The 15221-nt window shown below is 46.0% G+C and carries 16 protein-coding genes; 9 read left to right on the top strand and 7 right to left on the bottom strand.

Annotation, left to right across the window (positions count from 1 at the left end; all coding sequences use genetic code 11):
- Positions 1-6 precede the first annotated feature (6 nt).
- Both ACLHR0_RS08915 and ACLHR0_RS08910 read right to left on the bottom strand, forming a co-directional pair.
- Complete coding sequence (locus ACLHR0_RS08915) at positions 7-798, bottom strand: uroporphyrinogen-III synthase (protein WP_079469908.1); 792 nt, start codon at positions 796-798, stop codon at positions 7-9.
- Between the two features lie 35 nt (positions 799-833).
- Positions 834-1886, bottom strand: a complete 1053-nt coding sequence (locus ACLHR0_RS08910; RefSeq protein ID WP_436485978.1) for a DUF4271 domain-containing protein — start codon at positions 1884-1886, stop codon at positions 834-836.
- Between the two features lie 217 nt (positions 1887-2103).
- Here ACLHR0_RS08910 and hemW point away from each other — a divergent pair, with 217 nt between their 5' ends.
- Positions 2104-3231, top strand: coding sequence for a radical SAM family heme chaperone HemW (gene hemW / locus ACLHR0_RS08905; protein WP_436485976.1), 1128 nt, complete (start codon positions 2104-2106; stop codon positions 3229-3231).
- Positions 3232-3291: 60 nt separating this feature from the next.
- Here hemW and ACLHR0_RS08900 read toward each other — a convergent pair whose 3' ends face one another.
- Positions 3292-4266, bottom strand: coding sequence for a deoxyhypusine synthase family protein (locus ACLHR0_RS08900; protein WP_429043718.1), 975 nt, complete (start codon positions 4264-4266; stop codon positions 3292-3294).
- Between the two features lie 153 nt (positions 4267-4419).
- Positions 4420-4872 carry a hypothetical protein gene (locus ACLHR0_RS08895; protein WP_370909152.1) on the bottom strand — a complete coding sequence of 151 codons (453 nt, stop codon included), beginning with the start codon at positions 4870-4872 and terminating at the stop codon, positions 4420-4422.
- A 301-nt stretch (positions 4873-5173) separates the two neighbouring features.
- Between ACLHR0_RS08895 and ACLHR0_RS08890 the strand changes: the two genes are divergently transcribed.
- The 6 genes from ACLHR0_RS08890 to ACLHR0_RS08865 all read left to right on the top strand — a co-directional run bounded on the left by ACLHR0_RS08890 (position 5174) and on the right by ACLHR0_RS08865 (position 10207).
- On the top strand, positions 5174-5773 hold the full coding sequence (locus tag ACLHR0_RS08890; protein ID WP_429043715.1) for an ACP phosphodiesterase: 600 nt from the start codon (positions 5174-5176) through the stop codon (positions 5771-5773).
- 94 nt (positions 5774-5867) lie between these two features.
- A complete protein-coding gene (locus ACLHR0_RS08885; protein ID WP_436485973.1) occupies positions 5868-6467 on the top strand; it encodes a DUF2911 domain-containing protein in 600 nt (199 codons plus the stop codon).
- A 380-nt stretch (positions 6468-6847) separates the two neighbouring features.
- A complete protein-coding gene (locus ACLHR0_RS08880) occupies positions 6848-7987 on the top strand; it encodes a cystathionine gamma-synthase (protein ID WP_436485971.1) in 1140 nt (379 codons plus the stop codon).
- Between the two features lie 144 nt (positions 7988-8131).
- Positions 8132-8905 carry a TIGR02757 family protein gene (locus ACLHR0_RS08875; RefSeq protein WP_370909148.1) on the top strand — a complete coding sequence of 258 codons (774 nt, stop codon included), beginning with the start codon at positions 8132-8134 and terminating at the stop codon, positions 8903-8905.
- Between the two features lie 16 nt (positions 8906-8921).
- Complete coding sequence (locus ACLHR0_RS08870) at positions 8922-9863, top strand: DUF6263 family protein (RefSeq protein WP_436485969.1); 942 nt, start codon at positions 8922-8924, stop codon at positions 9861-9863.
- On the top strand, positions 9863-10207 hold the full coding sequence (locus ACLHR0_RS08865) for a hypothetical protein (protein WP_429043709.1): 345 nt from the start codon (positions 9863-9865) through the stop codon (positions 10205-10207). Before ACLHR0_RS08870 ends, ACLHR0_RS08865 begins: the two co-directional genes overlap by 1 nt.
- A 43-nt stretch (positions 10208-10250) precedes the next feature.
- Here the strand turns inward: ACLHR0_RS08865 and ACLHR0_RS08860 are convergent, their stop codons facing one another.
- Together ACLHR0_RS08860 and ACLHR0_RS08855 are read right to left on the bottom strand one after the other, a co-directional pair.
- Entirely contained in the window at positions 10251-10907 is a 657-nt protein-coding gene (locus tag ACLHR0_RS08860) for a sterol desaturase family protein (protein ID WP_370909145.1), read from the bottom strand.
- Positions 10908-11097: 190 nt separating this feature from the next.
- Entirely contained in the window at positions 11098-12345 is a 1248-nt protein-coding gene (locus ACLHR0_RS08855; RefSeq protein ID WP_436485966.1) for a serine hydrolase, read from the bottom strand.
- Between the two features lie 120 nt (positions 12346-12465).
- On the opposite strand from ACLHR0_RS08855, the gene ACLHR0_RS08850 reads away from it, so the two are divergent.
- Positions 12466-13479 carry a fumarylacetoacetate hydrolase family protein gene (locus ACLHR0_RS08850; RefSeq protein WP_429043703.1) on the top strand — a complete coding sequence of 338 codons (1014 nt, stop codon included), beginning with the start codon at positions 12466-12468 and terminating at the stop codon, positions 13477-13479.
- A 2-nt stretch (positions 13480-13481) separates the two neighbouring features.
- The gene (locus tag ACLHR0_RS08845) at positions 13482-14366 is read left to right on the top strand and encodes a flavin reductase family protein (RefSeq protein ID WP_436485964.1); all 885 of its coding nucleotides are present in this window, start codon (positions 13482-13484) and stop codon (positions 14364-14366) included.
- Positions 14367-14434: 68 nt separating this feature from the next.
- Here the strand turns inward: ACLHR0_RS08845 and ACLHR0_RS08840 are convergent, their stop codons facing one another.
- Positions 14435-15193 (bottom strand): DUF4197 domain-containing protein, encoded by a 759-nt coding sequence (locus tag ACLHR0_RS08840; RefSeq protein WP_370909141.1) that lies wholly within the window; start codon positions 15191-15193, stop codon positions 14435-14437.
- Between the last annotated feature and the right edge of the window lie 28 nt (positions 15194-15221).

The raw sequence follows: 15221 nt of genomic DNA, 5'->3' as shown, positions 1-15221 counted from the left end.
AATTGCTTACTTCTTTATTAATGTAGTCAGGTACTGCTCCAGCGCAGCTGCCATAGAAGGCGCCTGCGGAAGCGGTGCTTTTACATCCAGTCTTAACCCCGCTTCTTCCACCGCAGCGGAAGTAGTAGGACCGAAGGCGCCGATGTGCGTCCCGTTCTGCACAAATTCAGGCATGTTCTCAAACAGTGACTTCACGCCGGAAGGACTGAAAAACACGATCATGTCATAAGCAGTAGCAGCCAATACTTCCTTTACATCTGTAGAAACAGTTTTATAAAGCGTAGCGGTAGCATAGTCGCACTTGTTTGCTTTCAGCCATTCTTCAATATCTTTCTTCTGGCTATCAGAGCTGGGGAAAAGGAATTTCTCATTATCCCGGTGTTTGTTCATCACCTCCAGTACTCCTTTGGTAGAACCGTCTGCTCCGTAAAATACCTTCCGTTTCCGGTAAAGAATGAATTTCTGCAGATACAACGCCACGGCTTCTGTAATACAAAAGTATTTGCAGTCCTGTGACACCTTAATCTTCATTTCTTCACAAATCCGGAAAAAGTGGTCTACCGAGTTACGACTGGTAAAAATTACCGCCGTAAAGCTGAGAATGTCGATTTTCTGTTTTCTGAACTCCTTCGCTGGCAAACCTTCCACCCTTATGAACGGATAAAAATCCAATTTTATATTGAATTTCCTGGCCAGATCAAAGTAGGGTGACTTTTCTGTTTCAGGCTTAGGTTGAGAAATTAGGATTGACTGAATTTGTTTTCCTTGCAAATCTTTTTTTGGCCCGCCTTTTATCATACGTTTTTTGCTCTTGTGTTAACAATAGGCGATAATCAGGGATTACCAGTTAACCAGATATTCTGCAGCACCTTGGTTAATATTAAAACAGGCGCTACTTCGAATGCGCAAAGGTAAAGAAAAAAATGCAATTTACTGAAAGATAGGTACTGCCTAACCAATGAATAAGATCTAATATACCTGTAGATAATGAGTAATACAATAAAAAACAAGGATATATATAGGAAAGTGCGCGCTATTTCGGGTGTACAGAAGGCAATTATCACCAAAAACGGCACCAGCAACACCCCCAAAATCTTGTTGATCAGGTAAAGAATGAAAATATAAGCATCCGCCAGCTCAGAATTCCCAAACAGCCAGCCGCAAAAACGCAGCATCACATACTTAAATCCATACACCACAGCCACCATCACTATTAAACCCGGTATCAGCAACCAGGGCTCCGCCTGCGGAAATACCTGCTGACGGTACAATACCAGGTAAAAATACAGCCCAAGTACAATAGCGAAGAAAATATTCAGCAACATATTGGGAAAAGGCGATTGCGATAACTGGTCCTTTAGCTGCCGCTGGCTCAGCGTAGGATTCAGGAATGCCCGGAACAGATCCGAGAAATATTTCCGGTAAGCCAGGCGTATCACGCTCAGGATCAACAATACTCCCGCCATCAGGTAAATAAGCCAGTCCATATTACGGTAAGGCCTTATCGGGTTGGTATCCACGAACCGTGGTTTGCCGGGTTTCAGGAAGACGTTTTCCTGCGATATCTTCTTCAGGTAAAGATCATATGCTGATACCGGCTTCACCTTAGGTACTGCCGCCAATGCCAGGCTATCTGTTTTCAGGTGGGCAGTATCCTTCAGGAGCTTTGTGGTATCTTTCTTTATGCGTGCAACTGCCGGTAAAGCAGCCCTGGTGCTGTCTCTTTTAACAGGAGCGGTACGCGCCTTCGCGCGCGATGAATCTGCAGCTGTACGGGTTATCACCGGCTTTTTCTTTACTGCCGGCGGCACCGCAGCGGAATCTGTTGTTTGTGCCAAAACGGGCAAATAACCTAAAATGAATAACAGCAGTAACCAGTTTCGCACCAGGAAAATATTTTGCAATGACTTTAAATCGGTTTTTCAATAACCCGTTTCCCACACAAAGGAATCAACGGCAATTAACAACGTCCTGCCCACATAACAAAAAGGAAACGTAATTATGATATCGCAAAGATATTAAAATAGTCCATAGTTGACCGGAGTGTAGTAAAGGGAAGAAGGTATCTTTGCGGCCAATAAGGGTAAACAATCATAAAACGTCATGGCCGGAATTTATTTACATATTCCTTTTTGCAAGCAGGCCTGTTACTACTGCAATTTTCATTTTTCCACCTCGCTGTCGCAGCAGGAGGCAATGGTCAATAGCATCCTGCAGGAAATCACGCTGCAAAAGGATTATCTCGCGCAGCACCCGGTACACACCATCTACTTTGGCGGCGGCACACCCAGCCTGCTGAAAGAAGAGGAACTCGCTGCGCTGCTGTCGCACCTGCGCGCCACCTTTGCAGTAGCGGAGGATGCGGAAATTACCCTGGAAGCCAACCCCGACGACCTCACCGCTGAAAAACTCGCCCAGTTGCAAGCCGCTGGCATCAACCGGCTCAGCATAGGCGTGCAGTCGTTTCACGAAGAAGACCTTACCTGGATGAACCGGGCGCACAACAGCCGGCAGGCACTGGATTGTATCAAACAGGCGCAGGATCTCGGGTTTCAGAATATCACCATCGATCTTATTTACGGAGGCCCCACGCTTACCAATGAAGGCTGGGAACAAAATGTGAAACAGGCCATTGCACTGGGCGTTCCGCATTTATCGTGCTATGCGCTCACCGTAGAACCGGGAACGGCGCTGGATCAGTTTATAAAGAAAAAGCAGATGGCTGCTACCGATCCGGACAAAGCAGCGCAGCATTTTGAAATGCTGATGGAATGGCTGGGAGCCGCCGGCTATGAACATTACGAAATCTCCAACTTCGCCTTACCAGGATGGCATTCCCGGCATAACAGCAGCTACTGGCAGGGTAAGCCCTATCTTGGCCTGGGGCCGTCAGCCCACTCGTTCAACGGCGCTTCGCGGCAATGGAACATCGCCAATAATGCCCAATACATAAAAAGCATCACGGCAGGTACCGTGCCTTTTGAAATAGAGTCGCTCACTACGGCCATGCAATTCAACGAATACATCATGACCTCCCTCCGGACTTCCGCCGGATGCAACCTGGAATGGGTGGCAGAGAAGTTCGGCGCCGATCATACCATTCATTTACTGGCGCACAGTGAACCGTATATTAAGATGGGCCGCATAGAGCGGGTAGGGGAAACCTTGCGGTTAACGAAGGCCGGACGCCTGTTCGCAGACGGAATAGCCGGCGAGTTATTCATCTTATAAAAAAAGCAGCGGAGGTAATATCCCCGCTGCTCTTCTATATAATAATATCCTATTTGTCAATTACCATCCCAGGATATACGCAAACATCAGCGGCGCCACAATAGTAGCATCTGATTCTACGATAAACTTAGGTGTATGGATATCCAGTTTACCCCAGGTAATTTTCTCATTAGGCACCGCACCGGAGTAGGAACCATAAGAAGTGGTGGAGTCGGATATCTGGCAGAAATAACCCCAGAAAGGAACATCTGTCCATTCGAGATCCTGGTACATCATCGGCACCACGCAGATCGGGAAGTCGCCGGCAATACCGCCGCCAATCTGGAAGAAGCCAACGCCTTTACCAGCAGAGTTGTTACGGTACCACTCAGACAGGTAGATCATATACTCAATACCGCTTTTCATGGTTGACGTTTTCAGGTCGCCCTTGATGCAGTAGGAAGCAAAGATATTACCCATGGTACTGTCTTCCCATCCCGGAACGATGATAGGAATATTTCTTTCGGCAGCTGCAATCATCCAGCTGTTCTTTGGATCAATTTCGTAATGCTCTTTCATCACGCCACTCAGCAGGAGCTTGTACATGAATTCGTGCGGGAAATAGCGCTCACCGGCCTCTTCAGCATCTTTCCATATTTTGTAGATATGCTTCTGAATACGGCGGAATGCTTCTTCTTCCGGGATACAGGTATCTGTAACGCGGTTAAAGCCCTGCTCCAGCAGATCCCATTCTTCCTGCGGGCTCAGATCGCGGTAGTTAGGTACTCTCTTATAGTGTGTATGTGCTACCAGGTTCATGATATCCTCTTCCAGGTTAGCGCCTGTGCAGGAAATGATATCCACTTTACCCTGACGGATCATTTCCGCGAAAGAAATGCCCAGTTCAGCCGTACTCATCGCACCGGCCAACGTCACCATCATTTTACCACCTTCCAGTAAATGTGTTTCATATCCTTTGGCAGCATCCACCAATGCAGCTGCATTAAAGTGGCGGTAATGGTGCTGGATAAATTGAGAAACAGGTCCCTTATTCATGTCATTTAATCATTTATACATTAACAGTCTGGCTAATAAAGCCTTAACAGGTGGCAAAGTTAAGATAATTTTTGCAGGGGCAAGGGGCGTGGGGATAAAACAGAAGGGCCCAGAGCAAATGCCCCGGGCCCTGTATTTTTAACACTACTAAAACTAAGCTTTTTTCAAACGGCTGTATACTTTCATATTGGCATCCGCATCGGTTTTGACAACAGTCCAGGTATCAGTACCCTCCAGTGTTACAAAGTATACCACGTTGTCTGAAGAAGCATATTCCACTACACAATAAACGCTGGTATTGGAATATTTTTTATTCAGTTTACTGAGTACTTTCAGTGGCAGCTGTTCTGCCTGCAGGTACCGGGAGGTAGCCAGCAGGGTGCCATCTTCTTTAAAGAAGGCAGTCACCTTTGTATTACTCATGGTAAACTTGGCGGTAAACGTTCTATTATCATCCGTGTACCATTTTACATCGGTAGCACCGTTGAAAGATTCATTGAACGTACTGTTGATCCTTTTGTTAACAGTAGTTTCATAAGGGCTTGCGAGAAGCACATTGGCACTCAACAGGAGCGCTGCACTGACTAATAAGATAAGTTTTTTCATGGCGGAAAAAATTTATGGTGATTGTAATTTTTTTTGTTTCGATAAGTCAAAGCTACGCCGGGAAGTGCCCAGTGGTCAAGGCATACTTTACTGGTGGGGGCACATGATTAGTTGGACTATCCGTTAATGAACGTCCGCCTGACCGGTGGCGGACATACGGCTATTCAGACCAGCCATAGCCTGTTTGTTGGTGCCAACCTGCCAATGTTGCTTGGCTGAGAGTTAAGAAATTGTTAAAATGGATAAGGTTTTAAGACATGGACCGATCCCTGCCAATTGCTGTATAAATACGTATCTTGAGATGATGAACCACCTAGCCCATGCTTACTTATCTTTTCGTGAACCGGAGCTGATCACCGGTAACCTTATTGCAGATTTTGTAAAGGGCAGGAAAAACATGGCAGTTTACACAGCAGGTATCCAGCAGGGCATCCGGATACACCGGGCCATCGACAACTTTACTGACCAACACCCGGTAACGGCCAGGGCTAAACAGTTTTTCCGTCCCTCCTGCGGATTATATAGCGGCGTATTCACTGACCTGGTATATGATCATTTCCTGGCTGCTGATCCGGAACGCTTCACAAACGATTCCCTGTATTCGTTTGCCCGTTACGTTTATAACCAGATTAACCAGCGCACAGAACAGCTGCCACCAGCTTTTTTGCAGATGTTTGAATATATGCAGGCCTACAACTGGCTCTACAACTATCATACTACAGAAGGAATTTCCAGCTCTATCAGGGGTGTAGCCCGGCGGGCCAAATACCTGGAAACTGATGGCAATATTGTATTTGCCGTGTTTATGGAACATTATGCCGCCCTGAAAGAATGTTACCAGGATTTCTTCCCTGAGCTGCAAACTTATGTGGAAGGACTGTTGCAAATTGAAAACCGCTAACAGCTTGTTAAATGAGAGAACTACGCTTTTCAGATTCCTTAAAAAAAGGTAGGTTTGCCGCCAATAATCTATAAAAGAAATAAAGCTTTCCAGGATGATGAAAAAAGTTCTCCTTTTTGCCTTTGTAGCGGGCCTAATCAGCTTAAGCGCCGCTGCGCAGGATAAAAAACTGCCTCCACTCGATGCTAGCCCGATGGACATGGCCTATTACCCTGTCATGTATCCCTATGTTGTAAAAGTAAAAGGCGAACCCGGAACACTGGTAGCCAGAGTAATTTACAGCCGTCCCCAAACCAAAGGAAGGGATATCTTCGGGAACCTGGAAGAATATGGCAAAATATGGCGCCTGGGCGCTAACGAAGCCACTGAAATAGAATTCTTCCGGCCCGTGATCATCGCTGGTAAAAGCATCCCGAAAGGACGTTATACCCTGTATGCCATTCCAACAGAAAAAACATGGACCATCATCCTGAATAAAGACACCGATGTATGGGGTGCTTTTAAATACGATCAGAAAAAAGATGTGGTAAGAACTGCCCTCCCGGTATTATCACTGGATACAGCAGTAGAAGCCTTCACCATGGTATTTGAGAAAGGTGATCCCGGCGCCAACCTGATTATCGCCTGGGATAAAGTAAGCGTAAGTCTTCCCATTAAATGGACCGAAGGCGGCACCACCGCAAAAAAGAAGTAATCCGTACATTATAAAATGCCGCCGGGGCGGGATAAAAAGCAGTGGTCTGCTGCTTTTTATCCCGCCCCGGTAACGTTTATACGAAAACTGTTTACACAGTTGTTGTTGTAAAAAGAAAAAGCGGTAAGAATACCGCCTTAAGAATTTTAACCATATCCTATGAAAAACCTAAAACGAATGTAGCAGGTTTATTCATATCCGTTAGTGGCTAATTGGTGAACGATATAAAAATGTTCGTAACCGTTGGAATTTATGCCATCATATTTTAATATAAGCTAAAACGGACAAGTTTGCCCTTTATCAATTGGCGAATTTCCAATCGCAAAAACTGGAGTATATTTGGAGACCATCAGAAATTGATCATCTAAACTATTAAAGACATGAAGCTGGGTACTAAACTCATACACGCAGGTGTAGCTCCCGATCCGTCTACCGGCGCCATTATGACGCCAATTTTTCAAACATCTACCTACGTACAAAGTGCTCCCGGAGTGCATAAGGGCTACGAATACGCCCGGACGCAGAATCCTACCCGCGACGCCCTTCAGAACGCACTGGCAGCCATTGAAAACGGCACACATGGCATTTCTTTCGGCAGCGGCCTGGCAGCTACAGATGCAGTGATGAAGCTCCTGAGCCCCGGCGACGAGGTAATTGCCACCAACGATCTTTACGGTGGCACCTACCGGATCTTTACCAAGGTGTTTGAACGTTATGGTATCCGGTTCAATTTCATCGACATGTCTGATGCCCGGAACATAGAAGCCCATATTACCCCCCAAACCCGGATGATATGGCTGGAAACGCCAACCAATCCACTGCTTAAAATCATAGATATCGCGGCCTGTGCCACCATAGCCCGCAAAAGTGAAGTCATCTTATGTGTGGATAACACCTTCGCATCGCCTTATCTCCAGAATCCGCTTGACCTGGGCGCCGATATCGTGCTGCATTCGGCTACCAAATACCTCGGAGGCCACAGCGACGTGGTACATGGCGCCGTGATCGTAAAAAATGAAGACCTTGCCAAACAACTGTATTTTATCCAGAACAGCAGCGGTGCTGTTCCCGGTCCACAGGACTGCTTCCTGGTGCTCCGCGGAATCAAAACATTACATGTACGCGTGCAGCGTCATTGTGAAAATGGGGTAATAGTCGCTAATTTCCTCCGTAACCACCCGAGAGTGGATAAAGTATACTGGCCCGGATTTACAGACCATCCTAATCATGATATTGCCAAACAGCAGATGAGGGGCTTCGGGGGCATGATGTCCTTTACATTGAAAGATGATAGCATAGAGTCGGCTAACCGGATCCTGAGCAACACCCATTTATTTGCCCTGGCAGAATCACTGGGAGGAGTAGAGTCGCTGATAGGCCATCCCGCCAGCATGACACACGCCTCTATTCCCCGTACAGAAAGAGTGAAGAACGGGCTCGCAGACTCCCTGATCCGGCTGAGCGTGGGTATTGAGGATGCAGATGATCTTACCGAAGATCTTGCAAAAGCTATCGGCTAAGTAATAGATTTTAATTCTTATGCGGTAAAAATTATCTTTACCGGGAAGCGTAAATATTTATCCTAACCATATCCAGCGCCTTTTTATATCTGAATTGAAGATTCCGGTGTAAAAAGGCTTGTGGTAATACACGTGATTAAACTTATGAAGATCCAGAAATTAAGGGAGTTTTTAGATGCCAAGGCGGCATACTATAATCACCCGGACTTTATAGCTAATGATCCTATTAGCATACCGCACCGGTTCAGTGTATTGCAGGATATCGAAATCGCCGGCCTTTTTGCTGCTGTACTGGCATGGGGAAACCGTACCAGTATTATCAACAAATGCACGGAACTGATGAAAATGATGGATGATTCGCCGTATGACTTTATCCGTCATCACCAGCCGCGGGATCGTATGAAATTACTTTCCTTCTGTCACCGTACTTTCAACGGTTTAGATCTGCTGTACTTTGTAGAGTTTCTCCAGCATTATTACACCAATGTAACATCGCTGGAATTTGCCTTCAGTGCCCACATCACCCCGCAGGATGAAAATGTGGAAAAAGCACTGATGGGGTTCCGGAAAGTATTTTTTGCACTGGAACACCCGGAAAGAACTGTTAAGCACATTGCCACACCGGCAAAGAACTCTGCCTGCAAGCGATTGAATATGTATTTACGCTGGATGGTGAGAAATGACGAAAATGGCGTGGATTTTGGGCTCTGGCAGCACATATCACCTTCGCAACTGGTGTGCCCGATGGATGTACATGTAAGCAGAGTGGCCACCAGGCTGGGAATTATAACCGAGCCAAAGGCCGATTGGAAAACAGCCACCGCGCTCACACACCAGCTGAAGAAACTGGATCCTGATGATCCTGCCAAATATGATTTTGCCTTGTTTGGCCTCGGGGTGATCGAAAAATATGTCTGATAAAATAAAAATGATAATGAAAAGAATCCTGGGACTGATTGCAATGGTAGTAACACTGTCTTTATCCGTTAAAGCACAGGAATATGTAGCCCTCAACTATACCTTCAATAAAGGAGAGCTATTTGAACTGGAACAGAAAAGCAGGAGCGAAACCTATATGACGGTGAATGAAATTGTACAAAGAACCACCCGCGATTACAACAACATCATTACCATGGAGGTAACCTCCGTAGAACCAGGCAAAACCATCCTCACTTTCCGGTACAAGGATCTGAAATTCAATTTCAACGCTAAAAATCAGAATATTTTTGTAGATGCAAAGGTCACCAAACAGGAAGAACCCTTCCAGGCCGGGCTGCAAAAAGTGCTGGATCAACCCTTTACTGTAGAAATACAAACCACCGGTATCATCAATAAGGTAGACGGGCTGGAAACTATCCTGGACAACGCCGCCGGCGCTTTCAGCACCCTTAAAAAGGATGAACAGGAAGCCTACAGGAAACTGATGAAAGACCAGTTCGGAACAGAAGCGTTCCAGAGCTGGTTAGAACAACTGCTGATCATGTACCCAGCACATGGCATTAAAACCGGCACCCAGTGGGAAGAAAATGTACCCCTGCGCGGCGGACTGGTAGGCCGGATAGATCTTTACTGGAACCTGCAGACATGGGATGCACAAACAGCAAAAATTGGCGGTACCTCAAAAATCAATACCGATAAGGTGCAGATGCTCACCCTGGATGACGGGATCAAAGCTACCGCGGAAATCAGCGGCACCACTTCTTCCAATTACCTGATAAACCGCAGCAGCGGCTTACCCAGCATCTGTGTACAAAACACCGATATGTCCGGTAACTATACCTACAAGGCCGATAAGGCAAAACGTATAAAACATGACCTGAAAGTACCGGTAAAAGTAGTTACCAACGCCTCCTACAAGATCAAACAAATGAAATAATGACCGCACAGCCAGCGCAATATCTCCAGGAAACAGCTGCCTGGACACAGGACAACTTCGAAATAAGTGTGCCCGTGAATGTTAGTTATGAACTGCTGGAAGAAATACTGGCGGGCAAACTACAGCAACTGATCAGCGAAAATTTCTCTCGGTTTATATTCCTGCTCTATCGTACAGATGTGGCGGAGAAAAAGGTAGAAGGAATACTGGAGAATGCCGCCGCTACAGGGGAAGACCCTTATAAATCCATTGCTGCGCTCATTATAGAAAGACAACTGCAGAAGATAATTTCCCGGGCCACCTATAAACAAAACGATTTGCCCGATGATGAAGAAAGATGGTAAACAAGAAGGGGTGATGCTAAGCATCACCCCTTCTTGTTTACATTTAAAATGTTAGCTCCTTCACTTTTTCCTTGTCCTCCTTTTCCTTTTCCAGGTCAAAGAAGGTTCCGAATACATGATCCCATACGGACGAACTTACCCCAAAACCCTTATCCTCACTTTTATAGTGATGGAGGTGATGGTTACGCCACAATGGCTTCATAAACCGTAAAGGCGGGTTCCACGCATGAATGGCGTAGTGCATACTCCCATAAATCAGGTATCCCAGGATAAAGCCGGGGAAAAACATAAACGTGATTTCACGCAGGAAGATATATTGTACACCAAAAATGGCGGACGCGAGTATCAGGCTTGGTACCGGAGGCATAAATAAACGCTGTTTGTCTCTGGGGTACTCATGGTGGTTACCATGCATTACATAAATAAAACGCTGCACCCTGGGGCTGTCGCTCGCAAAGTGAAACAGAAACCGGTGCATGATATATTCAAAAAAAGACCAGAATAACATGGCCCCAAAGAATATACCTGCTACTGAACCGGGTGTAAAGCCTAAGGTATTGTGGCTATAGTAAAGCATGTAGCCAATAATGGGCAAATATAGCCCCCAGATCACCAACGGATGCGTTTTGGTAAGCATCTCAAGATACTGGCTTTCAAATAATCTTGCCTGTCCTTTGTTCTTAATCTTTTCAAACTTCATAACTCCCAAATTTTAGAGTGCAGTTACGGGATATGAATAAAACCTTCCTTATCTACCCTGGCAGCCGCCTCAAAAATGATGCGCATTTTGAAGATGGATGCCACCATCGAACGCAAAAATACAACGTTCATGTATTATTTCGCTCACTATATTACTCTATAAGGCTATAAATAATATTTATTCCCTCCTGTCAATCTCTATAGTTTATCTTAAAATTTTGCAGGTCGGGTTTATGCTTCCTCCTGCGTTGTAATTCATACCTGTAAATTATTTCCCCCACTTCCTTAAAGAAGGGGTGCCCATTTTCCTCATATTCGTATTTATCATCATTCAAAATACCATCCCTGTTTACATAAATATTCCCGGTGAGCATAAACTCCACCTGGTTTTTAAAGTCAACGATATAGGCCACGTCAGTAAGGAAACCGTAGGACCAGCCAGCTTTATTAAATACACGTATATATGGCGGAATGTTCTTTTTACCGGCCTTGAAAAAAAAGAATTTTGTAAAACTGTCGTAATATTCAGCGGTGTCATATTTCGGCCACAAAGTTTCAGACGGATACTGCGACATATAACGGTATAAAAAACGGTAATCATCTTCCGTAATATCAAACCGTTGTGATGCCGGCACACTCGCAGGAAACAATACCGATTGCAGCATTTGCTGCAAATCTGTAAGCGGCAGGTTGTTATGCTTTGTGAAGTCCATAGGCGAAAAAACCAGCTTATCATTTTTATCCAGGTACCCCTGTCCCAGCGTTACCTTCCGGCTGTAATCAAAGGTAAGGGTATCGTATGCAACCGGTTGTTCGTATATCACCTTCCCGTTATCCACAAAACGCACGGGATTGGTATGCCGGTTTTCTTCTTCCGTAAGCGGCATAAACCGGCGTACAATACGTACATCTTTATACCCTTTTGCCCATAACTTTTCGTGAATGGTTTGCTGACCAACAAATTCATACAACCTGTTATAGGCATCGTTATCACTGATGAGGAATATTTTTTTGATATAGTGCTCCACCGATGGCAACAGGTTACTGGCAGAACTATCTGTGTGCACGGTTACCTGTCCGTCCCAGGCGCTGTCGGTTAGCATAGGCGTATTCCTGTGAAGGCCGGGAACCTGCAATTCATGCATTTTTTCCAGTGCCAGCAAAGCAATAGGCAGCTTTACCGTACTGGCGGGATTGAAGTACTTGTTCCCGTCCACTTCCAGGTAATAGCTCTTGAAATGTGGCCTGTTACGGGCATCCCGGTCTATTTGCGTATAAATAAGCTGGTAACGGAACGAATCAGGATATTGCAGCACATGCCGGAGGGCCGGAGGCGCTTCACGGTCCAGCAGGTTTTTCAGCAGCGTATCTGTGCGGGGTTGTGCCTGCACAACGAACAATTGGCCATACATCAGGAGTAGCAGCAAACAGCAACGCATATTGGTGGTTCTGTTTATAAATATAAAGTAATTCGCTGGCAGGACACAAAAAAATAGCCAATGCTTTTAACCGCCATTCTTATATTTGATCCTTCATACAACCAGAACAATTACCAAACCATGAAACTAGTAAGTTATTTAAGAGAAGAAACAGATCAACTGGCCATCCTGGTGGACGGGCTGTTATACAATACACAGGAGCTGTACCCGGATCTTCCCAATAATATGGGCATGTTCCTGATGATGTGGGAAGATGTGATAGACATCGCCAAACGCGCTGATGCCCTGCTGAAAGAAGGGAAAAACCCCAGCTCCGCTATCGGTATCCCCGTAAACAGCGTACAGCTGCTGTCGCCCGTACCATTCCCTACTTCCTGCAGGGACGGATATGCTTTCCGTCAGCACGTTGCGGCCGCACGCCGCAACCGCAAGGTGCCCATGATCCCCGAATTCGATCAATACCCGATATTTTATTTTACCAATCATAACGCTATCCAGGGTCCCGGCGAAATTGTATGCATGCCCGACCATTTTGAAAAACTGGATTTTGAACTGGAAGTAGCCATCGTCATTTGTAAGGCAGGCCGTAATATCACCGCCGCTGAAGCCGATGACTATATCGGTGGATACATGATCATGAACGACATGAGCGCACGCACCCTTCAGATGGAAGAAATGCTGCTTAACCTGGGCCCCGCCAAAGGCAAGGATTTCAGCACCGTAGTAGGTCCCATGCTGGTAACTGCCGATGAACTGGAACCCTTGAAAATACCGGCGAAAGACGGACATACCGGCAACAACTTTAACCTGAAAATGACCTGCAAAGTAAACGGCATCCCAGTGAGTGAAGGCAACATGGGCGATATGGACTGGACCTTTGCGGAAATTGTGGAACGCTGCGCCTATGGCGTTAACATCTTGCCCGGCGATATTATCGGCAGTGGCACGGTGGGCACCGGCTGCTTCCTGGAACTGAACGGTACCGGCAAACTGAATGATCCGGACTATACCGAACAATGGCTGCAACCTGGTGATGTAGTGGAAATGGAAGTTACCGGCTTAGGTACCTTATCCAATACTATCGTAAAAGAAGATACCGGCTTTTCGCTGCTGGCCCTTAAGAAAAAAGCATAACCATGCAGATAGATCCATCACAGGTGAAAACAAGTGAGCTGCATGCTTACCTCCTGGGTGCGGTTTCTCCCCGCCCCATTTGCTTTGCCAGCACAATAGATGCGGATGGGCAGCCAAACCTGTCGCCCTTCAGTTTCTTTAACGTATTTGGCTCCAATCCCCCTACACTGATCTTTTCACCATCGCGCCGCGTACGTGATAACACGGTAAAGCATACACTGGAAAATGTATACGCCACCAAAGAGGTGGTCATCAACATGGTAAGTTATGGTATGGTGCAACAGGCCTCTTTGTCGAGCTGCGAATATCCCGCTGGTGTAAATGAATTTGAAAAAGCCGGCTTTACGCCGTTGAAATCTGAAAAAGTACAGCCTTTCCGGGTAAAAGAAAGCCCGGTGCAAATAGAATGTATTGTAAGAGAGATCATTGAAACCGGGCAGGGTGGCGGCGCAGGAAACCTGGTTATCTGCGAGCCGGTAATGCTGCATATCAACGAAAACATACTGGATATCAATGGTAAAATAGATCCGCATAAAATAGACCTGGTAGCCCGTATGGGAGGCGACTACTATTGCCGGGCCTCCGGCGATGCCGTATTTGAGGTAGCAAAACCTAATACCAAACTGGGCATCGGCGTTGATGCGTTACCGTTGGCCATCAGGAATAGCCACATTCTTACCGGCAACCACCTGGGGCAACTGGGTAATGTTCATGAAGTTCCTTTTGTAGATGCCGCCTTTCATGATGATCATCTCAAAAATATCATCCAGTATTACAGCGTAACACCGGATGAAATGGAAAAAGAGTTGCACTATTATGCAAAGAAGTTGCTGGATGAAGGAAAGGTAGCCGCAGCATGGCAGGTATTACTGGCCGGCAGCTATTAAGCCGCAAAATAAAAAAGGAAAGGGGCGGAGATCATCATCTCTGCCCCTTTCCTTTTTTATCGTTGGTACTATTTTGCTCCGAATACTTTCTTCAGCAGGTCAGTAGTTCTGGCTGCGGGATTGGCACGGATGGCCAGTTCCTCTTTCGCTATCTGGTCAAATAAAGCATTTACGGCCATGGTGGTCACGTAGTCCTGTAAGTCGGGATTTACTTTATTGAAGGTAGTAGGCAGCTTATTGTAGTTATTCACGATATCCGCATAATAACGGGTAGCGCTGGTGCTGTCGAGCGATTTCTTAATCACCGGCATGAAAGCGGTTTTCAGGGAATCTGTTGTTTTGCTTTTAAAGAAATCAGTGGCAGATGTATTTCCTCCTTTCACGAGGTTCAGTGCATCGGTGAGGGTCATTTGTTTAATGGCGCCCACAAAGATAGGTGCGGCATAGCCCACTGCTTTTTCCGCGGAGCGGTTGATTTGCAGGATAGCCTTATCTACCTGGCTGCCTAAACCAATTGCCCGTAAGGTGTTGCCAATTTTCACAGCATCTTCCGGCAGTAACAGTTTATATACATCACTTCCAAAGAAACCATCTTTTTTATTCAGCTTTGCAATACCGGCAGCCACGCCTTTAGCCAAAGCTTCCTTGATTCCGGAACCTGCGTCAGATTCAGTCAAACCAGCAAGGGAAGTACCACTACCGGTACTCGTGCTGCTACTCTTGTTGGTGGCGGTTTCCAGCTGTTTACCCAGCTTCTTCAGGAACTGGGCCTGAGTGGCCTGCAGGCTAAAGAAACCCAGCAATACCAATAATGAACGTTTAAGCATAGTGTTATTATAAATATTAATATCTTTC

The sequence above is a fragment of the Chitinophaga sp. ARDCPP14 genome (assembly GCF_051362515.1).
Lineage (GTDB): Bacteria > Bacteroidota > Bacteroidia > Chitinophagales > Chitinophagaceae > Chitinophaga.
The sequence above is the reverse complement of the archived record's forward strand: the minus strand, read 5'-3'. Positions and strand labels throughout refer to the sequence as shown.